The sequence below is a fragment of the bacterium genome (assembly GCA_016702305.1).
Taxonomy (GTDB): domain Bacteria; phylum Electryoneota; class RPQS01; order RPQS01; family RPQS01; genus JABWCQ01.
Genome location: JADJEH010000001.1, coordinates 1 through 21875 on the forward strand (window position 1 = coordinate 1; position 21875 = coordinate 21875).

Below are 21875 nucleotides of genomic sequence, written 5' to 3' on the forward strand. Positions count from 1 at the left end.
GTACCTGACCGCCGCGCTGGTGTTGGGCGGCGTGTTCGTTTACAAAGCCTGGAAACTCTTGAAGGGCCACGAGCAAAATTACGCGTGGGGACTCTTCAAATACTCGATTCTCTATCTGACCGCGCTGTTCGTCGTCATCATGGCCGACGCAGCTATCAGCAAGTAACCAGCGCGGTTGCTGGGACCTTGCCGTCGGCGCGCGGGTGATGATGCGCGACGATCGCCGAGCGGGGATTTAGCGCAGCGGTAGCCCGCGGCAATCAGAGAATCATCCGTACTATTCAGCCCCCAATATCCGCTCACAGGACCGGGGGAAAGTGACCGCAATGGAAACGCAAGACGAGCTCAAAACGCCGGATCAGAAGCGCAAGAACAAGCGCATGGCGCTGCTGCTCCTGATTCCCGTCGTGATCTTCATGTTCGGGTTCACGTACGTGCAGGTGCCGCTGTTCAAGATGTTCTGTCAGAAAATCGGCATCTCGCTGTCACCGCTCAATGACGTCGAGTACGCCAGCACGGGCCGCATGTGCAAAGTGCTCTATACGGGCGTCACGGCGGGCACGCTGCCGGTATACTTCAAGCCGAAGGAATCGGTACAGACCGTCGAGGTCGGCCAGCCGTTCAAGAACAGCTACCGCTTCGTGAATATGTCCAAAGACACCGTGCACTTCCGTCCCGTGCACTCGATTCTGCCGGAAGGCGCCTCGACCAAATTCACGATGACCAAGTGCTTCTGCTTCGACGATCAGACGATGGCGCCGGGAGCGGAGAAGACGTTTGAGGTTGTGTCCGTGCTGAGCGCCGACATGGACCCGAGTATCGAGCAGGTTACGCTGCACTATACGCTCTTCGAGAAGAATCCCGAAGAGATGGAGAAAAACCGCGAGGTGCCCAACGTCGCGCTGGGAACCGGAGGAAAGTAAGTCATGCACTCCGCACCACTCACGCCCGAAGTCCGGGCTCGCAACAAGAAAGTCGTCGTCTGGCTCGTCGCCACGATCATCGTGTTCACTGCGGGCAGTTTGATCTATCTCGCGTACTTCGGCGCGAATTTCCAGCGCCACGGTTTCCACTGACGAGCGCGGGTATCCGCAGATTCAATATTCGCACGCAGGCTCACGCTGGGATCACCGCCGCGCATTTTGGCGGCCAGCAGTCGTCCGTTTTGTCGTCCGCAACTCATGACTGGAACTTGTAAAGAGGATTTTTTCCTAAGCATGTCCCACACCGCCGCACACGACGGGCACACCGCCCATCACGACCACATTCATATTCCGCCGCCGAGCTACTGGCCGATCTTTCTGGCCATGGCCACCGGTCTCTTGCTGACTGGCGTCCTGCTCTGGTTATGGGATGCATCGGCCGCTACGGTGATCATGGGCCTGGGCGCCGTCACTGCGATTGTCGGCATGATGGGTTGGGCGCAGTCGCTGATCCGTGAGAATGCCGAACTGCCGGACGTGCTCGAGGACGACCGTTGGATGAAGCATGGTCTGAAGCTGTTCCTCGTGTCGGAAGCCGCCATCTTCGGCGCCTTCTTCGCGCACCACTACTACACGCGCTTCGATTTCCCGCACTGGCCGCCGGTCGGCGCTCCGCATCTCGATACCACGCTGCCGGCCATCGCGACCCTGATACTGATGACGTCCTCCTTCACCATGGAGCTGGCGCATCACAAGCTGAAGCACGACGACCGCGCCGGTTCACGCCTGTGGCTGGGCATCACAATTCTGCTGGGGCTCATCTTCTTGGGCTTTCAGGGACACGAATACGGCTTCCTCAAGGCCTATGACCAGTTCACGCTGTCGAGCGGCATGTTTGGTTCGCATTTCTTTGCCATGACGGGTTTCCATGGCGCGCATGTGGCCACCGGCTTGGTGATGATGTTCATTGTCGGCCTGCGCCTGCGGCTGGGCCACTACACCCCGGAACGCCACTTCAGCTTCGCGGCGGCTTCCTGGTATTGGCACTTTGTGGACGTAATCTGGGTATTCCTGTTCTTTACGATCTACCTGTTCTAAGCCAACAGTCTGACAACATTGAGGCGGCGGCCCAGGTCTTGGGCCGCCGCTTTTTATTGTGTGCGAACGCACCGATGGTGCCTATTTACTGTGTGAAATTCTGCGCACCGGCTGGGGACGGACTGGAGGGCCTCTCAAGGAATGCTCACAACGTAAGAAACCCGCAACATCCGGCGGTTAAGGGTTTAGTTTCATTTGCTATAGCGACCGAGACCGGGATGCTGGAAATTTGCGTCGAGATCATGCGCGGTCTTGCAATCTGAACAGTCGGGCACTATCTTACGCATACTTATCCGACCATGACTTCCTCACCCATTCACCGCAACCACCCTATGGGCCGATTGGCACTGATACTGGTCCTGGGACTGACGCTGAGCGCGTCGGCCCAACCGGTCATTGGGTCGGCCGCGCCGAACTTCACGCTCAACTTGGCCGGCGGCGGCGGATCCGTGACCTTGGCGAACTGGATCGGTGACGTGGTCTATATCAACTTCCTTGGCGCGACCTGCCCGGATTGCATTGCCGACGGGTTTCTGTCGGAAGAGGTATATGACATGTTCGCGGCGAACGAGAACCTGCACGTCATCGGCATTGACGTGTGGAACCTGCCCAGCGTGTTTGTCAACACGACGTTCCGGGCCAACTCGGGTATCACCTACCCGCTACTCATTACCGGCCGGGCGACGGGAATCGCCTATAATATGGAAGTTGAGCCCGTGCCTTCCACGCAGGACGTGGAGCATCGCGGTCATGTGATTATTGACCAGCAGGGCGTCATCCGCTACTACGCGCGCTATAATCCGTTTGGCGTCGAGCAGCAGCAGGAGATTATTGCACTGCTCAATACGCTGCTCGATCCGTGTGCGAACCTGCCGCAGCTTGACCCACCGCGAGAGGCAACGCTGCGGATGAACGACGACGGCAGCGATATCAAGCTGAGCTGGCAGCCGGTGCCGTGCGCGACGCACTACCTGGTCTACCGCTCGCTGACCGGTGACTGGGACGATGCCGAAATGCTCGGTGAGACATGTGACTTCGCATTTCCGGTCCACCCGACTGAAAACGAATTGGCTATTTATCGCATTGTCGCCCAGCGGCAGGCGACTCCGTAGACTGCCCCAACAAGAACCGAAAAAGCCCCGCGAAATTGCTTCGCGGGGCTTTTTGCTACAGAGAATTCCGGCGGCGATCAGTTTGCCGGGATGACGGCGTAGGGGAAGCCCCAACCGGTCGCATTGTAGGGCGCCGTGTCGTCGTAAATCGTCTCGTGGTCAATGAAATCCACGCCTACATGGTGCAGACCCAGACGCTGCCCGGCACGGTAGCTGCCCGTGTAGACGCCGTCGCCCGCGATCTCGTCGGGCGCGAGGCCGTCATCGTTGATCGGCAGGCGCGGCATGCGGCCGCGGCCATAAACATGCGGGCGCAGCACGCCAATCGGTCCCGGAATCGCTCCGGCGACTTCCACGAATATCGTAATTTCCTCACCGGCGAAGACCTGCGGCAGGTCGCCGCGCTCAAAGAACGTGTCGAGCGGATCGGTGATGTCGGCCAGCAGTGTGCCATCGGCGCCCACGGCCTGCACGCTCAAGAGTTCGACAGTATTAGGGTTGGGAGCGGCGCTTTGCATGACCTCGGGAGTGACGGCGACGATCCGCCAATTGCGGCGCGGATACGGCGTGTCGGCGATGCGAACCGCGCGCGCCTGACGCTCGAGAATGTTGTACATCGGCTTGTCAATCGTCTCCATCTCGTTTTCCGAGAGTTCGGTCAACAGCCGGAAATCCCCGTTGAAGGAGCGTGTGCGCGTGATTACGGCATGGTCGTCGTCAATGAAGTCCACGACGACGGATGTGCGCTCGCGGTTGCCGACGCGCCACCAGCCGAGCGGCTCGATGGGGTCGTCCAGGGCGCGCAATTCAGCCGCATTAAGGCCGTCCGCGTCGTCGCGCCAAACATCCGGGCCTTCTACGTCCGCATCATCTAGGAACAGCTCTTCCAAGGCTTCGGCGTCGGACAGGCTGCTATAGTCGTCGTCGGTGTAGGTCTCGTCGCAGCCGAACAGCCCGAGGGCTACCAGCGCGGCCAAACCGATTTTAGCCAAAAGGGGTTTCATCGCGGGTCCTTTCCTTTGATTTTCATTGCTTTCCTCAGGCTTTCATCATTTAGACACCCGGAAACGCGCGAGGTTTAACCGGGTTGGCCTCAAAATCCGATGGTCAGGGCCAGGCCCGGATGCTCGAACCAGATATACAGTGCCGAGAGGCCCCAGCCGCGGCCGGAATCATAATTGAGCGCGGCGTGCGGTTTACGACCGTCATTCATCAGGAGCGCCGACAAGCCCCTGCCGAGCATGATGTTCGTGCCGAAAGGAAAGGTCCAGCCGTCTTCCCATTCGCTGTAGTTGATCGAACCATAGGGCGCGATCGGCAATCCGGGAAGGGACTTGGCCACGGTCATATAGTAACACTGCGTGTGCGCGGGTGATCCCAAACGGTCACTCGATGTGCCCAGCGAGACATTCGGCACGACGCGCTTTTCGGCGAGCACGCGAACATTGCCGCGCACCGTGATTTCATCCGCCGCCGGATTAATTTCCACACCCGCATTAACGCGCGGATGAAACAGGTAGTCGGCCGTGAAGCGCCAGCGCGGACGGTCGAGCGCAATGTCCACATATCTGCCGCTGAAAGAGAATCTTCTTAAACTGCTCGAACCGAGCAGTACACCCTCGCCGGGTCAGCCGGTTCAAGACGGCACCAGCGTCGCGTGGCCGTCCGGTTCGGGTTCATTGCTCCAATTCAGCCACACTTCCGGCTCGCGCACAAACGCCTCGCGGTGCGCTTCAGTGTCGAAGGCATACTCGACGCCGTTGTAGTCGGCGAAATAGGCCAGCACCTTTGCGCTCGAATCGTCGTCAAGTATGTCGCACATCATGCAAGGGAGAAACAGCAGCGGCTTTTGTGCGAAGGCCGCTGCTGTTGTTATCAACAGTGCCGTGATGATCTTCAGCACCCGTGCTTACTCCTTCGCCTTGTCGTCAGCGGCCGCTTCCTTCACTTCCGCTGCAGGGTGAATCATTGCGAGGAATTTGCCCGGGTCTTTTTCAAACGTTCCAATGCAATTCGCGCAGCAGAACTTCACGAGCTGATTCTTGTACATATACGTCACCGGTTCGCCCATGCCGCCGAGCTTCTCGCCGCTGACGACGCATGTGGCCAGCGGGTAGCCGTCAGTGGTCGCCGCAACGATCTTCTCGTCGAGAATCTTGAACGAACTCTTCAGGTCCTTCTCAAACGTGCCGACGCAGTTCTTGCAGCAGAACTTCACCTCACGGCCTTCGTATTCTTTCACGACCGGGTCGCCCATCTCGCCCAGCTTCTCGCCGCTGATGGGGCCAGAGTGGTCCAAAGTGAAAAGGGGGGGTTGACGTCGGCCGGGCGGGGTCTAAAGAAGCCAGGGGGGGGTTGAGGCCGCATGCTCTCCGGCAGGTCTTTCCGGCGCGCCGCCAATCGACTACCCCAGCAGGTCTTCCGGCCGAACCGCCGGAGCAGTTTCTTCGCCGAACGCGAATGCTGCGAAAGCGAATAGCGCAGCGGCAATCAGAATGGTGCTCTTCATGGTCTTATTCTCGGTGATTTGTTGGTATGCTACTTCTCATTCCATCGCCAACTCAGACTCAGCGCCGCCGTTCTACCCAACAGCGGGCCGTAGATCAGCGATGAGTCCAGAATAAGATGGTCAGTTTCAGCGTCACGCAGATACGGATCGTCAGGCTGTGTCCAATCAAATAGGTTTTTCACCGACGCGGCGAGCGTCACGGCTTTCCACGACTTTGACAGACCCAAATCCCAGATGACGTAGTCCGGGGATTTCTCGCGGCCACGACCTTCGGGCAGGAATTGCGGGCCGTACACCGCGTTGGAAACTTCCGCAGTGATTCCGCTGCGGGCAAAGTCCTTGCGCAGGCCGAAGTTCAGCGTATACTGATTCTGAAACTCTGCGTTACGCATCTCGGCGTGTTCGTCTTCATATCGCACTTGCGAGAATCTGCCGCCCGCATCAAACGTCCAACCCGACGTGGTCGTAAACGTGCCCTGCAACTCCGTGCCCGCGCTGTAAGCGAAATCGGAGTTGATGTAGATGGTCGAACCGGCCATGTGACCGTTGCGCAGAATCAGCTTGTTCGAAAAGTAGGTGTAGAACGTCGAGACGTCAAGGCTAAGCGCGGTCGTGCTGCCGACCCATTGACGATTCAGCGCAAGGCTTCCCGCGACGCTGCGTTCAGGTTCAAGTTTCGTGGGGACAGTCACATCGGCAAAGCCCGACATCAAGGCCTCTTCTGAACTGAAAATCGAAACGGGTCGGAAACCGGCGCCACCAGAAAGTCGGACTCCCGTCGCGAGATCAGGTCGCCACAGCAGCGTGCCGCGCGGAATAACCTGCGTGCCGTAGTCATTCCAGTATTCGACCTTTGATCCACCCTGCAACGTCAAACGGTTCTCACTGGCAAGCTGCATCGTGTGTTCGAGCGTGAGTCCCGGCGTGTCATACAGGAAGTCCGTCTTCGTGGCCACCGCGAGGTCGTCGTCGTACTCTTCGTGGTTGTAGGCAATCTCGCCCACGGTTGAATGGCGGTCGTTCCAAGTCTTCTGTGACGAGAACTTGCCCAGAATAAGGGTCTGCTCGCCGCTGTAGTGCGCCGTGCCGTACCACGAATCATGATCGTGCATCGCGCTGGCGCCTTCAATGGACCAATGAAAACTGCCCGACGAAGGTGCATCGTAACGCGCCGACAGCTCACTGCGTTTTGTGTAGATCTCGCGGCCGTAAACTTCGGCTGATCCGCGATAGCTCTTGTTCCAATTGGTTTCGCCCGCGAAACGACGCTCGTCGTACAGACGTCCACCGAGTCGCAATTCGCCGCGCGGAAGAATCGGAGATACACCGATCTGGCCGCTGAACCTGCGGTACTTCGGTGTGTCCGTCAAGCCGTTGTTGTCTTCATCCACGATATTCGGCTCGGCCGAATTGAGCAATGAAATGCGCATCGGCAGCTTTCCGGTCAGTCCGGATGCGCTCAGCGACAGCGTGTTCTGCGCGTTGTTATTCGCCGAAATACTGCCCGCGAGTGTTTTTGCCCGCGCGGGTTTCACACTCACGAGATTGATCGCTCCGGCAATCGCGCCGCTGCCGAAGAGATTGGAGCCTGAGCCTTTCGTGACCTGTAGCTCTTTCACATCGGAAACGGAGAGACCGTCCATGCCGTACAGCGTGCCGAGTCCGGACAGAACCGGCATGCCGTCCACATTCACTTCCGTATAGGACGGATCGAGGCCCTGCATGCCCACCCCCATCGAACCGCACAGCGCGCAGGGCTTCGTGCGAATACCCGTCTTACCCGCCAACGCGCTCATCAGTTTGCCATCCGTGCTGCGCTCCCGCAGTTCTTCACCGGGAATCACCTCACGGCGCACGGTGGAGGTATTGTCCAGTCCGGAGCGCTGCCGTTCTGCTTCGATGTTCACTTCGCCCAGCTCCAGCGCACCCGGCGCGAGAGCCATGTGAATCTCAAGCGTGTCACTCTGCGTCAGCGCGACGTCCTGCGTGTAATCCTCGAAGCCAATCATCGAGACGCGCAGCTTGTAGTTGCCCGCCGCGAGATTGTTGATGGTGAACCAACCCTTGGGATTCGTCGCGGCGCCGCGCTGGGTGCCTTCCAGCATCGCCGTCGCGCCAATCAGAATCTCGCCCGTATCTTGATCGTGCACCATGCCGCGCAGTACGCCCGCCCAGAGTTGCAGGGGTAAGAGCGCTGCGAGCACGATGCCGCTAATCGTCTTTCTTGTCATGCTATATTTCCTCAACAAAAAAGGCCGCTGTCGAACAGCGGCCTTAAGTCAATTTGGGTGCCGTTCTCTCCAGTACATCAGCACAGGAGAGCACCGGACGGAGTTCTCCCGCGAAATTATGCGGAGAGGACTCGCGGAGGTTGAGGAATGTAATCGGACAATTCGATGCCCGTATCGGTCACGGTGCCTGTCACGACATCGGATGCAGGCGGTACCACCAACGCCGTCAGCGGTAGGGACAGCACATACGGCATCGCGGCAATCTTGCAGCAGCCCGTGGCGCAGCCCTGGTCACAGGAATCAGATTCGTCGGAAGCTTTCTGCGTCCCGCAACAAGTATCACCCACAGGCTGCTTGACCTCGACTTCGCTTGCACAGCATGACGGCTTCTCGACAACCTGTGCTTGCTGTTCATGTTTCTGGCAGCACCACCCCGTCGCACAGAAAAACGGCACCGTCGCCGTCAACAGGACGGCGAACAGGACGCTCAGGGTGAGGGATGTGTAAAGTGGGCGCGGTGACATGCGTTTAATTTACGTGCTGAAACGTGATTTGTCAAGACTTCACTATTATAACTCATTATTCGGCATTCGGTTTCCGAATCCGAAGTGTTCTTGAACGTATGTATAATAATCACACGATATAAGCAACAGGACTTGACTTTCGCAGAAAATTGTTGTATATTAGATGCCTTCAGCCTCCTGCCTCGATTCCCCCCCTCATCACCCCACCTCGGAGACCCTACCCATGACTCGTGGCTTTATCAAGCTGCCCCGCGCGTTTTTTGTCTGCCCCCTTTGGACCGAACCTACCCGCCGAACGCCCGCCGAGGCCTATTTCGATCTGCTCCAACGGGCTGCTTTTCACACCTGCACGATGCCGCTCGGCACCGGCACCATTCAGCTCTTCCCCGGCCAACTTTTTGTCTCTTGCCGCAAGCTCGCTGAAGAGTGGAAATGGCAGGGCCGGGAAGTGCGGGATTTTCTCCTGCATCTGCGCGAATTGCGCATTGCCGATTTGGAAGATCTCGAATCCGGTTACCGCATCTCACTCCACGATCCCGTTCCCGACCCTTCTAAGAATTCTTTTTCTTTGTCTTCTTTGGACTCTAAGATTCTTGAGACTCCCAAAGAAGAAGAAGAGAAATCTCCGGAGCCTTCTAAGAAGACCGTCATCCCCGACTTTCGTGAACCGGAGTGGATGGCCGAAGTACATCAACTGCATGCCGACTATCCGGGCATACTCGAGAGCGTCGAGTTCATCGAATTCAAGGAGCGTAAACGCCTGCGTGAGCGCCGTCCTCCGTTCAGCCCGGCGCGACTGCGTGAAGCGGTCGAGGAGTTTCTGGCCGAAAAAGCTGACCTGAACAAATGCAAAGTTGCCAAACCGCAACGCCTGAAAATTCGCCGAAGACTGCCGAATGCTTGCAAGAGTCCGTCGAGAAGACGTAATTTGAAGGGAACGTCGAAAATCTATTGCCTAAGGATGTACACCGATGAAACGTATGACCATTCTGCTGTTACTGCTGGCCCTCGCCTCGCCACTCGCTGCGCAAACCACCGTCCGCATTGCCACAGGCCTGGCCCGGCCTCTGTTTGTCACCTATGCCCCCGGGGATTATGAGCGCATTTTCATACTCGAACAGCACGAAGCCCGCGTGCGCGTCCTTAATCTCGTCACGGGCACGCTGCTGACCCAGCCGTTCCTCGATATTGATTCCATCGTCACCAGCACGGGCAACGAACGCGGTCTGCTTGGCTTGGCCTTCCATCCGGACTATCAGAATAACCGCACCTTCTATCTCAGCTACAACGACAACAGCGGCACGAGTATCATCGCGCGCTACACCGCATCGGCCAATCCGGACAGCGCGATTGCCACGTCACGGTTCAATATTCTGACGCAAACACAACCGTTCGAGAATCATAACGGCGGTTGCATTCACTTCGGGCCGGACGGTTATCTTTGGATCGGACTTGGTGACGGCGGCAGCGGCAACGATCCGCAAGGCAACGGCCAAAACACCAACACGCTGCTCGGCAAAATGCTGCGCATTGATGTCAACAACACGGAGCCGCCGCTCAACTACGCGATTCCCGACGACAATCCGTTCGTCGGCGTGGGCGGATATCGAGAGGAAATCTGGTCGCTCGGTTGGCGCAATCCGTGGCGCTGGAGCTTTGACCGTTTGACCGGTGATCTCTACATCGCCGACGTCGGACAAAACGCCTGGGAAGAGGTAGATGTCGAACCCGCCAGCACCAGCGGTCGCAACTACGGCTGGCGTTGCATGGAGGCCTACACCTGCACTGGACTGACAGGTTGTACGTGCAATTCACCGGCGCTGACCTTGCCCGTCACGGCTTATGATCACGGCGACGGCTGCTCGATCACCGGCGGTTACGTCTATCGCGGCTGCGCGATTCCCGAACTCTACGGCACGTATTTTTACGGCGACTACTGCACCGATCAAATCTGGAGCTTTCGTTGGAATGGCGCGAACGGCACGACCGACTCGACCAATTGGACGGACGCTTTTTCTCCGCCCGTGGGAATTGTCGAAAACGTTTCGAGCTTCGGTGAAGACGCGTACGGAGAACTGTACATCTGCGACTTGAATGGTGGCGAAATTTTCAAAGTGGTGCCCACGACACTCGTGGATTGCAACGGGAACAATACCGCGGACGCTTGTGACATTGCACGCGGCACAGCGCTCGACATTGACCTCGACGGCGTGCCGGACGAATGCGACGATTGTTTTCATGTGCCCGCGCAAGACGTGACCATCGCCGTGCTGGATACGACGATTGAAGTGCGCTGGAGTAATATTGGCGGCGCAAATGCAAGTTACGCACTCTACACCTCCGACGATTCGGAAGCGGAATTCCCCGCCGACTGGTTCGTTGTTGCCAGCGGTATTCTGCCGAGCGGCGCGTCCGCTGCCTACAGCATTGACCCGCAAACCCTCGGCGACTACGGCTTCTTCAAGGTGGTGACTGTATGCGAGTAGTTGTCCTGCTTGCGCTCGTGCTGAGCGCCTTCGCTCAGCCCGCCGAGTGGCTGCCGCGCGGTCGCGGCGGCGGCGGCTCACAATTCAATCCGAGCATTTCGCCATTCAACGCAAGCGAGTTTTATGTCGGCTGTGACATGGGCGAGTGGTTTCACACGACCGACAATGGATTGAGCTTCGAAATTGTGGACTTCCGGCAATTGACCAGCAGTCCGACCTGTGTTGTGCGTTTCACGAGCGATGCGCAAGTTCGCTACGCGCTCGACAGTGAGTACGGCGCGCGGCCCGTGAAATCCACCGACGGCGGTGCGACGTGGAACACGATGGATGATCCGACTTCTGAAGATGCATACGCGCTGTTCGCCGACCCCAACCGCACTGATCGAGTGATCGTCGGCGGCTACGACAATCTGTATTTCTCGTCAGACGGCGGCGCGAATTTCAGCGACGAATATTCCGGCGGCGGCAACGGTTTGCATCTGGCCGGAGCCTTCTTTCGCGGCGATACGATCTATGTCGGCACGAATCAAGGACTGTTGCGGTCGACTAATGCGGGTGCATCGTTCAGTCTGGTTTCCACGCCCGGCATTGCGGCTGGTCAGGCGATAATTTCATTCGCGGGCAGCGTCGTCGGCGGCACCGTGCGTTTCCTGTGCACGACCGCGCCGACAGCCGATGTCTATCCCGGCATCGGCGGCGCGGATTTTGAAATCACGCAAGGACTCTATACCTACACGCTCGGCGATGCGAGTTGGGTGAACAGAATAGCGAGCCTGCCCGCCGGTTCGATTCCGTTTTGGGTCGGCATGTCACACAACGAGATTGATACGCTGTGGGCCGCCGGTTCCAATCCGCCGTTCTATCATCCGCACATATTGCGCTCAACGAATGGCGGTGCAAATTGGACGAGTGTGATGAGCACCGTCAACAATGTCAATGTGCAGACCGGTTGGTGCGGACAAAGCGGTGACGAAGGTTGGGGTTGGGCTGGGCAAGCGCTCGGCTTCGCGGTGGCGCCGAACAATCCGTGGCAGGTGATGATTACCGATTACGGTTTCACGCACATCACGACGGACGGCGGCGCAAGTTTTCGCGCACTGTATGTGGATGCGAGTGATCTGAATCCCTCCGGTGCGAGCACACCGCAGCATCTGTTCTACCATTCGAACGGTCTCGAACCGACAAGCGTGTGGCATATTCACTGGTCGAGTCCCACGCGCATGTTCGCCAGTTGGACGGACATCACCGCAGGTTACAGCAATGACGGCGGCGAAACGTGGGCGCGGCCCTCGCTCGACGACAACAATGCGCACTCGGTGAATACGATTTACCACGTCGTGCAGCACGCCAACGGCAAACTCTACGGCGCGGGCAGTTCGATTCACGACCTCTATCAGAGCACCTACCTCACCGACGCGCGCATTGACGGCGGTGACGGACAGATTTGGCTCTCGCTCGACAGTTCGGCGACGTGGACGATGATGCACGATTTCAATCATCCCGTGATCTGGCTCGCGCTCGATCCGACCAACAGCGAACGCATGTACGCAAGCGTGGTGCACTCGACGCAAGGCGGTATTTTCGTTACCAACAATCTCTCGGCGGGAAGCGGCTCAACGTGGACGCGCGTCGGCATTCCGCCGCGCACGCAAGGGCACCCGTATATCGTCGAAGTGCTGAATGACGGCACGGTCGTGTGTACCTACTCTGGCCGCCGCACGACGCAATTCACCTACAGCTCGGGCACGTTTGTTTCCGCTAATCAAGGCGCGACGTGGACCGACCGCAGTGATTCGATGATGGTCTACTGGACGAAGGACATCGTGATTGATCCGCACGATGCCGCGCAGAACACGTGGTACGTCGCTGTGCATCGCGGATGGGGTGGAGCGCCGAATGACCGTGGTGGTGTGTTTCGCTCCACCAATCGCGGGGTCAGCTGGACACGAATTTGTGATGAACTGTACAGCGAGTCCATTGCGATTCATCCGAACAATGCCGATATTGCCTATGTCACGACCGAAACCGCCGGACTGCTGTACACGGAGAATTTGAGCAGCGCAACACCGACGTGGACCGCGTTGCCTGAATATCCCTTCGCGCATCCACAGCGTGTGTTCTTCAATCCGTTCGACCACGACGAGGTGTGGGTCGCGAGCTTCGGCAACGGCATGCGCAAGGGCACGACGGCGGCCATCGCCGCGCCGCTAGCATTGACGGCGATTGCCGTGGGTGATTCGCTGGCGTTTCACTGGCAAGCGGTTTCCGGTGCGGCGCAGTACAAGTTGTGGTCGAGCGCCGATACGCACGCTCCGTTCGAAACCTATACGCTCGAATTGTCTACTGCCAATACCACGGCGATGCTGCCCGTTTCGCCGTCCAACATGCGAATCTATGCGGTCACTGCTGAGTAAATTCTTGTTGTTGTGCTGTCCGCTCGCTGCGGCGGCCTATTCCGTCGTCGGTTACTATCCGTCGTGGGCGATTTATGCGCGCAACTATCTGGTCACCGATATTCCCGCCGATCGCTTGACGCACATCAATTACGCTTTCGCCAATATCGCCAACGGGGAAGTCGTGCTCGGTGACACGTATGCTGACACGGAATTCTCATATCCGGGCGACACATGGAACGAATTCCCGCGCGGCAATTTCAAACAGCTCAATCGTCTGAAGAGCATGTACCCGCAGCTCAAGACGTTGATTTCCGTCGGCGGCTGGACGTGGAGCGCAAACTTCTCCGATGCTGCCGCGACACCGGAGGCGCGTGAGACGTTCGCCAATTCCTGCGCGAGCTTTGTCGCGCTGTGGGGATTTGACGGCGTGGACCTCGATTGGGAGTATCCGGTTTTCGGCGGTAACTGGGATGTCGAGCACAGACCCGAGGACGGAGCGAACTTCACACTGTTGTGCAACCGCATTCGCGTGAAACTCGATTCGCTTGCGCTAATCAACGGCCGCCCGTATCTCTTGACTTTGGCCGTCTCGGCCAGTGGTGCACATATTGACGACCTCGAACTGCCGCAGCTCGCGGAAGTCGTGGATTTCTTCAATGTGATGACGTACGATTTTCAGGGCGCGTGGAGCGCGTATACGGGATTCAACGCGCCGCTCCACGCCGATCCCGCTGATCCGTTTTCCGAACCGGAGCATACGACGTTCAATCTGCACGCCGCGATGCAAAACTATGTCACCGACGGCGTGCCGCGCGAGAAACTGCACGCAGGCTTGGCGTTTTACGGCAAGGGTTTCGGCAACGTGGCCGATGCGAACAACGGCTTGTATCAGACCTTCAGCGGACCGTCGCCCAACGGAACGTGGGAGCCGGGCGTGTTCGATTATTCGCACCTCGCGGAGAGTTTTGTGAATCAGAATGGTTACACACGCTACTTCCATCCGCTTACGCGCGTGCCTTACCTGCACAATCCCACGGCGAATATCTTCATCAGCTACGACGACACGGTGTCCATCGCCGAGAAATGTGACTACATCATCGCGGAGGAATTCGGCGGCGCGATGTTCTGGGAATTGTCCGGTGACCGGAATGGCGAGTTGCTCAATACGGTGTACCAGACCTTCGCCAACGCGCCGGATATCGCCGCGCCGCAAGCGCTGACCGCGATCACGAATGGTGATTCGCTCTATTTCCGTTGGCTATCAGTTCCCGGTGCGACGCAATACACGCTTTGGTCGAGCGCCGATGCGCTGGCCCCGCCGCAAAACTACACACTGGAACTCACGACCGCCAACACTCAAGCCGCACTCCCCGTGCCGGGTGACGGGATGAAGCTGTTTTTCGTGAGGGCAGAATGAAACTGCTACTTAGCATCTTGCTCTGGTCGTTCATCGCACACGCCCAATCTCTCGAGTTCTTCGACTACGTCGGGCCGGACGTGGGGCGTGTGAAGATTCGCGTGGATGATGAAACCAATTCGCTGCCCGGGCCGGTGGTGGATGTCGGGGCGACGGACTTCACGATTGAATTCTGGATGAAGGCATCGCCGGTCAACGATCAACCCGCCGTGACGTGCGGCGCGAATGTCAATTGGATTTACGGCAACATCATGTTCGACCGCGACCGCTACAATCAGGATCGCAAGTTCGGGCTTTCGATTGCCGGCGGGCGGATAGTGTTCGGCGTGTCGGGCAACGGCACGGGTGACCGCACGCTGTGCGGCGTGACCACCGTGAACGACAACCAATGGCATCACGTCGCCGTGGCGCGGCGACGCAGCGACGGATTCATGTATCTGTTCGTGGACGGCAATCTCGAAGCGAGTGTCAACGGCCCCGACGGCGATATCAGCTATCCCGACAACGGCATTCCCGGCAACTATTGCAATGGCCCGTGCGATTACAGCGACCCATTCATCGTGCTGGGTGTCGAGAAGCACGATGCCGACCCCGCAAACTATCCGGGTTTCACGGGACTATTGACTGAATTGCGTCTAAGTGATACGCTGCGCTACATCAACGATTACGCTGTTCCGTCGGCTCGATTCACGAGCGATGCGCGTACGCTCGGGCTCTATCATTTCACTGAAGGCGCGGGCGACACGCTGCACGATACGTCGAATCATCCGCAAGGGCCGAATCATGCTGTTCGCTATTTCGGCGGCTCGCCGCAAGCGCCGCTGTGGTCAAGTGAATCACCGTTCGCCGAGACGCAACTGCCCGCGATAGATGATCTGACCATCACCGTCGAGAACAATGTTGCGACGCTGCGGTGGAGCGCCGTGCCCGGTGCGGTGAACTATCTCATCTATTCTGGATCGGCATTTGATTTCACACCACCCGATGAGGGTGAGCAGGTTGGTGCGACGGCGATGTCAGAATTCAGTTTTGATCTGGGAGCCAATGTCTTTAGCAACATTCGGGTGATTGCGGAATAGCGGCGCTTGAATCCCGTCGGTCTGCGCCGTATATTGTGGGTGACTATGCAGCAATATATCACTCACATTTTCAAGGAACATCCATGAAACGCTTTGTTTTTCTGATTTTCGCGGTTTGCGCGCTCGCCACACAGGCGTTGTACGCCAGCGACAAGCCCATCAATCTGGCGCTCGTCACGCCCATTCAGATTTTCAAGTCCAACGAGTCCATTACGGGTCTGCGTTGGAACATCATCTACGGCAAGAATGCCGACGTCACCGGTTTGGATTTCGGTATCGCCAACCATGCCACGGGCAGGATGCAGGGCATCCAATACGGCGCGGTCAATCTCGCGGGACAGGGCGGAGCGGGGATTCAATTGGGCTGGTTGAATATTGACAAGGGCGGCGAGTTCACCGGCTTGCAGTACGGCTGGTACAATGAAGCCAACGAGTACGCCGGTTTGCAGCTCGGTCTGGTGAACTGGGCACAATCCATGAACGGCCTCCAAATCGGCTTGATCAACGTCATCCGCAAGGGCGGCTGGTTCCCCGTCTTCCCGATTATCAACGGCAGCTTCAAATAGGCGAACCAAGTACTGACATTCCGAGAGGCCTTTAGGGCCTCTTTTTTTGTGCTGATTCACCTAAGCCATTGTAAAATAAAGTCTATTACCACTTGACTTTTGGCCCTTCTGAAGATATATTGCAAACAAGTTTGCAATGCAAACCAAAGGAGGGTCACATGGCAAACCTCGAACGCATCAAATTCGTCACGGAACAGTACTACGAACTCCAGGGCTTGCGCTGGGTGATTTGGGGCTTCGTGTGTTTCGCGATTGCTGTGGAAGATGTGGGTGTAATTCCCAAAGCCGCGCTGCTGCTGGCCGTGCTGCCGCTGGGGATTGCGGGATTTCTGGGGATTACTGCGTGGTACATGCGTCGCTACGGCATGGTCGTGAACGCGAAACGTAGTTACGGCCCAACGGTGTGGAGTCTGTTGACGATTCCCGCGCTGATCGGCGGGATGCTGCTGGACAAATACCTCGGCGTGCGGCCGTTCGTGATGCCGTATGTTTTCGCGCTGTGGTTTCTGGTGCAGTTCTGGATGGTCGGCAGAAGCTTTCGCGCGCACTATCTATGGATAGCGCTGGGCATCGTGGCTGCGAATACGCTTATCGGCATCATCGATTGGCCCGCAGGTTCGTCGCTGCTCAATCGCACATTTGTGACGTGGATGCAGGTGGGTGTGGCGATGATTGTGGGTGGTGTGCTTGATCATCTGCTCTTGGCGCGCACGCTCGGTGGAAAGGTGCTGAAGATGTCCGAACCGTTTAAGCAGATTGCCGAACTCGACCGGCTGGTGCACGATTCGTCGCGGCTGGCGATCTTGACGGCATTGGCGTCGTGCGCGTCGGCGGACTTTCTCTATCTGGCCCGTCTGACCGGACTCTCGAAGGGCAATCTGTCGAGCCACCTGTCCAAACTCGAAGCGGGCGGATTGCTTGTCATCACCAAACAGTTCATCGGCAAGAAACCGAATACCTTAGTCAGCCTGACCTCTGAGGGCCGCAAGGCGGTGGAGAAGCACTGGGGGGAATTGGAGCGGTTGAGACGGGAGGCGGGGGTGGGGAAAGTATGAAAGCGGACTGCTTCATGCAAATGCATGTGCATTCTGGAGTCACGCGGCGGGAGTGTGAAATTCATTTCACTCCAACCTGCGGCAATTCTAACCTCGAGGGAAATATGGACAACTTGACTTCCTAGTGGACCGTTCAGTACCTTCCAATCAGGTCTTGGGAAGCGGGCAGGAAAACTTAGCCTGGAGGCCACGAAAATGACAACGCGAATTCCAACTGCATTCAGTCTTCTGAAGCGGGTGGGGTTCGTGTTTTTGTTGTTGATCCATGCTTCCACATCGCTTGGAGCTCAGACAAATTGCGAATGGTTGCACCCAATGCCGTCAATTTATGGACTTACGTCTGTTTTCGCTACATCCAATAATAGTGCTTGGGTTTCGGGTCATTTTGGTACGATTGCAGTTACGTTCAACCGGGGGAATAGCTGGCAAAGGCCGGCTTCATTTGTAACCTCTAATTCCATCTACACTGTGGAATTCGTAGATCAAATCACAGGGTGGGCATCTGGTAGCTTTGGGTCGGTGTATAAGACTCTCGACGGCGGCGTAACATGGCAAACTATGAAAATTGATACAACCGAAATTTTTTTTGACCAAGTATTCATAGACGAAAATATTGGGTGGGTCGGAGGAAGCACGTTGTACTACACAACAAGTGGTGGATGCTCATGGAATGAAGTCATCTTACCATTTGCCGAAAAAGTTGTATCAATGTCAAGAGCTGGTGAAAATGGAATAATGGTCGGCCTGGAATCCAACACAGATAGGTTAGTACAGCTTTTCAGGATCAACCGAAATCGTCCAGATAGCCTGCTTGTGGTTGGTGGTCCATTTACGTTTGGGCTCCAAGACTTGTCGTTCTCAGATATAAATCATGGTTGCATTGTTGGTTCGCGGGAAAGCGGTGGCGGAGTAGCGTTCACTACCGAAGATGGCGGAGCAACGTGGAACGAAAGCCATGACAGTCTGCAAGGGCTATTTGGCATATGTAGCGATCAAATAGGTGGTTGGTTAGTGTGCGGCGTGAATGGATACGTTGCACATCAGTCAATCGGGAGCAGTGAATGGATAGAACTGCAAGTTCCAACTGAGGAGAACCTAGTTTCAGCTTCTATCGGAACCACAGGGGACTACTGGGTTTGTGGTGGTGGAGGCGCTGTTCTTTATGCGAGTGTGTCTGACTCAACTTGGCAAGCAGCCAACGATACCATGCGAAATACGCTTTATGATTGCAAGACATCGGCTTCAGGCACAACTATACTTGTCGGAGACGGCGGACTAGTAATGCACGGCAACAACATGAGGGGGGCTTTGACATCTACAATCATTGACGGGTTTCCCCAATTGACAAGTGTCGCAGAGCGAGTACCCAATGAATATTGGTGCTCGAGCACTGGCGGCGTCTTGTTTCACTCTGCCAATGCGTTTGGGCCGTGGACAGCAATGCATCTACCTACCCAATCACCCTTGACGATTATCACATTCGCTGGACCCGATTTTGGATATGTTGCGGGATACGGCGGAACTCTTTTTTCAACATCAAATGGAGGTATTAGTTGGATGCCCCAGGAGATTGATGCAAATGTCGACTTTAGCGCTATGTGTTTTATCTCGGATTCTGTCGGCTGGATTGGCGGAGGGCAGTATCTTGGTGATAGTCGATTCGAAGGCAAACTATTTAACACTATTGATGCTGGCAATTCGTGGTCATTGCAGTTGATAGATACGACTGACTTCTATGGACGATACTTCACGGCTGTAGTCTTTGTAAGTTCAGCCGTTGGATGGGCAACAGCGACAGGGTCAAATGGTGGCGCTATTTACCATTCGACAGACAGAGGAAATCATTGGTTTAAGCAATTTGAATTTCGGGAGAGCTCACTATTAACTATAGAGGCCATTTCCGAGAGTCATGCGATTGCAATTGGTGGAAGGGGCAATATTTTAGAAACAAGAGATGGGGGCGAAAGTTGGATACAAATCGAATCTCCAACTGAATCCGCACTTCGGGGACTATCGGTGTCAAATACTCGAAGCGGACTAATGTGCGGAGACGGAGGTGTGGTCATTGGCCTCAATATACCGGGAAGCTCACCAGAACCTCCCGAATTACTTTCGAGCTCCATGATTAATCTCTACCCGAATCCATGCAACAGTAGCTTAACAGTCGAATATCAAGTTCCATACTCCGGCCATGTGGAGATAATCATATACAATCTAAACGGCCAAGCAGTAATGACACTGGTCTCTGAAAATCAATACCGTGGCGTTTACCTTCAGAATAGAACATTAACTTCACTATCATCGGGACCATATTTTGTTCGAGGCTATGCACCAGGCTGGCAAGAAACGAAGAAGCTCGCGCTCTTGAAATAACCACGTTCACACAAAGGAATGGGGTCGCACATGATTTCCGCACGTCCATTCCCGCGGCGGCACCCGCTGCGGGTGCCCCTAACTCCGGGCGCTAAGATAACTGTATTGAACCCGTGCTTCGCCGTCATAGCCGCTACAATGTCGCGCATACGACGTATTTTGTGACCACGACCATCGTTGAGCGGGGGAGCTGGCTTGTCACACCGGAGGTTTGCAATCGTCTCTCCGAGATCATCGAGGAATACCGGGCCTACTATAACCTGCTTTGCATTGGTTATTGCTTGATGCCGGATCACATCCATCTCATTTTGAATCAGCAGCAGGACGGCCTGGCGGTCTCTAATTTCATGGAGCGCGTCAAGAGTCAGTCGGCCCGATATTGCAAACCCGTCGGCTATCCCCATGAGCAGAAATTCTGGCGCCGCCGATTTGACTGCATGTCGCTTCCCGGCACGCGCGCCCTCCAGACAAAGTTGCGTTACGTGCACTGGAATCCAGTGCGCAAAGGACTCGTCACAGAGCCGCAATTCTATCCGTGGTCGAGCGCCCGCGATTGGCATAAGGGGGAACAAACTGGTCCAATAACAACTTGTTTTGAGACAGGGATTGTGTGTTAGCGCTAACGATGCGGGGCCCGCGCAGCGCATGCCGCCGCGAGCAACAGATCACGTAAGGGGCACCCACAACGGGTGCCGCAGCGAGCATGTCCCGAGGCGCCACAACCTCGGGCTTTTTCGTCTCCAAACGCGGGCGGATTGCCATCCGCCCTCTACATAGTTTTGTGTTAAATCGTTTGATGTTGAAGTGCCGCTCATCGCTCTTGCTATCCTGAGCAAAAACTGTATATTGACTCTTTCGGGCAGGTTCGTGAATTGCCCCTTAGGCGGATTAGGATAAATTATTCAAATAAAGGGATTTGTCATGGCTACGGAGACCAAGACCAAAAAGACCGAGAAAACCAACGGGGCCGTCAACGGCAAAGCCGCGTCCTCGCTGTTCGAGGCCTTCGATGCGACCTCGGGCCACAAGCTCGAAGTCGTGGACCCGAACGGCAAGGTGCTGCACCCGGAATGGATGCCCGACATCAGCGATGAACTGCTGGTCGAAGGCTACAAAATGATGCGGCTGGCGCGCATCGTGGACCTCAAAGCCGTCAACCTGCAACGGCAGGGCAAGCTCTACACGCTGCCCGTCAACCGCGGCCAGGAAGCCGCCGCCGTCGGTTCAGCGATGGCGCTGCGCAACGACGACTGGCTGGTCCCGGCGTTCCGCGAAATCGGCGCGTACATGTGGCACGGTTGGCCGATCGAGACGCTCTACAAATGGTACCTCGGCCTCGAAGCGGGCGCGGTCATGCCCGAAGGCGTGAACAGCCTGCCGACCTCCGTGCCGATCTCCTCGCAAGTTCCGCACGCCGCCGGAATCGGTCACGCCATCAACTACAAGGGGCTCGACCAAGTCGTGCTGTGCTACTTCGGCGACGGCGGCACGTCCGAAGGCGATTTCTCGGAAGGCTTGAACTGGGCCGCCGTGTTCAACTGCCCGTGCGTATTTTTCTGCAACAACAACCAGTACGCCATCAGCGTCCCGCGCGAATTGCAAACCAAAGCTCAGACCATCGCGCAGAAGGCCGTGGGCTTTGGCTTGCCGGGCATTCAAGTGGATGGCAACGACCTGTTCGCAGTCTATCGCGCCACCAAAGAAGCCGTGGACTATGCGCGCACCGGCAACGGCCCGGTGCTAATCGAAGCCGTCACCTACCGCATGGGCGCGCACACCACGTCGGACGACCCGACCAAGTACCGCACCAGCGAAGAAGAAAAGATCTGGGAGCCGCGCGATCCGCTGCTGCGCGTGAAGAAATATCTGCTCGACAAAGGCTTGTGGAACGACGCGCAAGAGACCGCGTGGGAAGAGTCCTGCGCCGCCAAGGTTGACGAAGCCGTCCAGCACGTCGTCGGCCTCGGCCCCAATCCGATTCCCGAGCTGTTCGAGGATCAATACGAGCACCTGACGAATTCGCTCGAAGAGCAGAAGGCGGATTTGGAAGCGTTTTTGGCGTGGCAGAGTCGCCGCGGATAATTTCAAATAAGAAAAGAAACTCGA

Annotated in this window: 20 protein-coding genes; 14 read left to right on the forward strand and 6 right to left on the reverse strand. The window is 56.8% G+C overall.

What is annotated here, in order from left to right; genetic code table 11:
- From IPH10_00005 to IPH10_00025, 5 genes are all read left to right on the forward strand, one after another.
- Positions 1-166: protoheme IX farnesyltransferase (locus IPH10_00005; protein ID MBK6909310.1), on the forward strand; the 166-nt coding region annotated here is incomplete at its 5' end.
- A 160-nt stretch (positions 167-326) separates the two neighbouring features.
- A complete protein-coding gene (locus IPH10_00010) occupies positions 327-923 on the forward strand; it encodes a cytochrome c oxidase assembly protein (protein ID MBK6909311.1) in 597 nt (198 codons plus the stop codon).
- A gap of 3 nt (positions 924-926) precedes the next feature.
- On the forward strand, positions 927-1076 hold the full coding sequence (locus IPH10_00015) for a hypothetical protein (protein MBK6909312.1): 150 nt from the start codon (positions 927-929) through the stop codon (positions 1074-1076).
- A 141-nt stretch (positions 1077-1217) separates the two neighbouring features.
- Positions 1218-2021, forward strand: a complete 804-nt coding sequence (locus IPH10_00020) for a heme-copper oxidase subunit III (GenBank protein ID MBK6909313.1) — start codon at positions 1218-1220, stop codon at positions 2019-2021.
- A 341-nt stretch (positions 2022-2362) separates the two neighbouring features.
- Positions 2363-3133 carry a redoxin domain-containing protein gene (locus IPH10_00025; GenBank protein ID MBK6909314.1) on the forward strand — a complete coding sequence of 257 codons (771 nt, stop codon included), beginning with the start codon at positions 2363-2365 and terminating at the stop codon, positions 3131-3133.
- A 77-nt stretch (positions 3134-3210) separates the two neighbouring features.
- Here IPH10_00025 and IPH10_00030 read toward each other — a convergent pair whose 3' ends face one another.
- The 6 genes from IPH10_00030 to IPH10_00055 all read right to left on the reverse strand — a co-directional run bounded on the left by IPH10_00030 (position 3211) and on the right by IPH10_00055 (position 8397).
- Positions 3211-4137 carry a hypothetical protein gene (locus IPH10_00030; GenBank protein ID MBK6909315.1) on the reverse strand — a complete coding sequence of 309 codons (927 nt, stop codon included), beginning with the start codon at positions 4135-4137 and terminating at the stop codon, positions 3211-3213.
- An 89-nt stretch (positions 4138-4226) separates the two neighbouring features.
- A complete protein-coding gene (locus tag IPH10_00035) occupies positions 4227-4697 on the reverse strand; it encodes a hypothetical protein (protein ID MBK6909316.1) in 471 nt (156 codons plus the stop codon).
- Between the two features lie 72 nt (positions 4698-4769).
- Positions 4770-5036, reverse strand: coding sequence for a hypothetical protein (locus tag IPH10_00040; protein ID MBK6909317.1), 267 nt, complete (start codon positions 5034-5036; stop codon positions 4770-4772).
- Between the two features lie 6 nt (positions 5037-5042).
- Complete coding sequence (locus IPH10_00045) at positions 5043-5432, reverse strand: hypothetical protein (protein ID MBK6909318.1); 390 nt, start codon at positions 5430-5432, stop codon at positions 5043-5045.
- Between the two features lie 239 nt (positions 5433-5671).
- Positions 5672-7873, reverse strand: coding sequence for a TonB-dependent receptor (locus IPH10_00050; protein MBK6909319.1), 2202 nt, complete (start codon positions 7871-7873; stop codon positions 5672-5674).
- 116 nt (positions 7874-7989) lie between these two features.
- Positions 7990-8397 (reverse strand): hypothetical protein, encoded by a 408-nt coding sequence (locus IPH10_00055; GenBank protein MBK6909320.1) that lies wholly within the window; start codon positions 8395-8397, stop codon positions 7990-7992.
- A 971-nt stretch (positions 8398-9368) separates the two neighbouring features.
- On the opposite strand from IPH10_00055, the gene IPH10_00060 reads away from it, so the two are divergent.
- From IPH10_00060 to pdhA, 9 genes are all read left to right on the forward strand, one after another.
- Entirely contained in the window at positions 9369-10883 is a 1515-nt protein-coding gene (locus IPH10_00060; protein ID MBK6909321.1) for a PQQ-dependent sugar dehydrogenase, read from the forward strand.
- Positions 10874-13297 carry a hypothetical protein gene (locus IPH10_00065; protein MBK6909322.1) on the forward strand — a complete coding sequence of 808 codons (2424 nt, stop codon included), beginning with the start codon at positions 10874-10876 and terminating at the stop codon, positions 13295-13297. Before IPH10_00060 ends, IPH10_00065 begins: the two co-directional genes overlap by 10 nt.
- Positions 13278-14696 (forward strand): glycoside hydrolase family 18 protein, encoded by a 1419-nt coding sequence (locus IPH10_00070; GenBank protein MBK6909323.1) that lies wholly within the window; start codon positions 13278-13280, stop codon positions 14694-14696. The genes IPH10_00065 and IPH10_00070 overlap by 20 nt, the downstream gene beginning before the upstream one ends.
- Complete coding sequence (locus tag IPH10_00075) at positions 14693-15775, forward strand: LamG domain-containing protein (GenBank protein ID MBK6909324.1); 1083 nt, start codon at positions 14693-14695, stop codon at positions 15773-15775. Before IPH10_00070 ends, IPH10_00075 begins: the two co-directional genes overlap by 4 nt.
- An 83-nt stretch (positions 15776-15858) precedes the next feature.
- The gene (locus IPH10_00080; protein ID MBK6909325.1) at positions 15859-16341 is read left to right on the forward strand and encodes a hypothetical protein; all 483 of its coding nucleotides are present in this window, start codon (positions 15859-15861) and stop codon (positions 16339-16341) included.
- A 734-nt stretch (positions 16342-17075) separates the two neighbouring features.
- Positions 17076-17396, forward strand: a complete 321-nt coding sequence (locus IPH10_00085; protein ID MBK6909326.1) for a transcriptional regulator — start codon at positions 17076-17078, stop codon at positions 17394-17396.
- A gap of 315 nt (positions 17397-17711) precedes the next feature.
- Complete coding sequence (locus tag IPH10_00090; GenBank protein ID MBK6909327.1) at positions 17712-19769, forward strand: T9SS type A sorting domain-containing protein; 2058 nt, start codon at positions 17712-17714, stop codon at positions 19767-19769.
- A gap of 113 nt (positions 19770-19882) precedes the next feature.
- The gene (locus IPH10_00095) at positions 19883-20386 is read left to right on the forward strand and encodes a transposase (GenBank protein ID MBK6909328.1); all 504 of its coding nucleotides are present in this window, start codon (positions 19883-19885) and stop codon (positions 20384-20386) included.
- A gap of 304 nt (positions 20387-20690) precedes the next feature.
- Positions 20691-21851, forward strand: a complete 1161-nt coding sequence (gene pdhA / locus IPH10_00100; protein MBK6909329.1) for a pyruvate dehydrogenase (acetyl-transferring) E1 component subunit alpha — start codon at positions 20691-20693, stop codon at positions 21849-21851.
- The last annotated feature ends 24 nt before the right edge of the window (positions 21852-21875 follow it).

Coding starts and splice junctions, on each gene's coding strand:
- IPH10_00010 (MBK6909311.1), top strand. CDS start 327: ATGGAAACGCAAGACGAGCTCAAAACGCCGGATCAGAAGCGCAAGAAC.
- IPH10_00015 (MBK6909312.1), top strand. CDS start 927: ATGCACTCCGCACCACTCACGCCCGAAGTCCGGGCTCGCAACAAGAAA.
- IPH10_00020 (MBK6909313.1), top strand. CDS start 1,218: ATGTCCCACACCGCCGCACACGACGGGCACACCGCCCATCACGACCAC.
- IPH10_00030 (MBK6909315.1), bottom strand. CDS start 4,137: ATGAAACCCCTTTTGGCTAAAATCGGTTTGGCCGCGCTGGTAGCCCTC.
- IPH10_00050 (MBK6909319.1), bottom strand. CDS start 7,873: ATGACAAGAAAGACGATTAGCGGCATCGTGCTCGCAGCGCTCTTACCC.
- IPH10_00055 (MBK6909320.1), bottom strand. CDS start 8,397: ATGTCACCGCGCCCACTTTACACATCCCTCACCCTGAGCGTCCTGTTC.
- IPH10_00060 (MBK6909321.1), top strand. CDS start 9,369: ATGAAACGTATGACCATTCTGCTGTTACTGCTGGCCCTCGCCTCGCCA.
- IPH10_00065 (MBK6909322.1), top strand. CDS start 10,874: ATGCGAGTAGTTGTCCTGCTTGCGCTCGTGCTGAGCGCCTTCGCTCAG.
- IPH10_00070 (MBK6909323.1), top strand. CDS start 13,278: ATGCGGTCACTGCTGAGTAAATTCTTGTTGTTGTGCTGTCCGCTCGCT.
- IPH10_00075 (MBK6909324.1), top strand. CDS start 14,693: ATGAAACTGCTACTTAGCATCTTGCTCTGGTCGTTCATCGCACACGCC.
- IPH10_00080 (MBK6909325.1), top strand. CDS start 15,859: ATGAAACGCTTTGTTTTTCTGATTTTCGCGGTTTGCGCGCTCGCCACA.
- IPH10_00085 (MBK6909326.1), top strand. CDS start 17,076: ATGTCCGAACCGTTTAAGCAGATTGCCGAACTCGACCGGCTGGTGCAC.
- IPH10_00090 (MBK6909327.1), top strand. CDS start 17,712: ATGCCGTCAATTTATGGACTTACGTCTGTTTTCGCTACATCCAATAAT.
- pdhA (MBK6909329.1), top strand. CDS start 20,691: ATGGCTACGGAGACCAAGACCAAAAAGACCGAGAAAACCAACGGGGCC.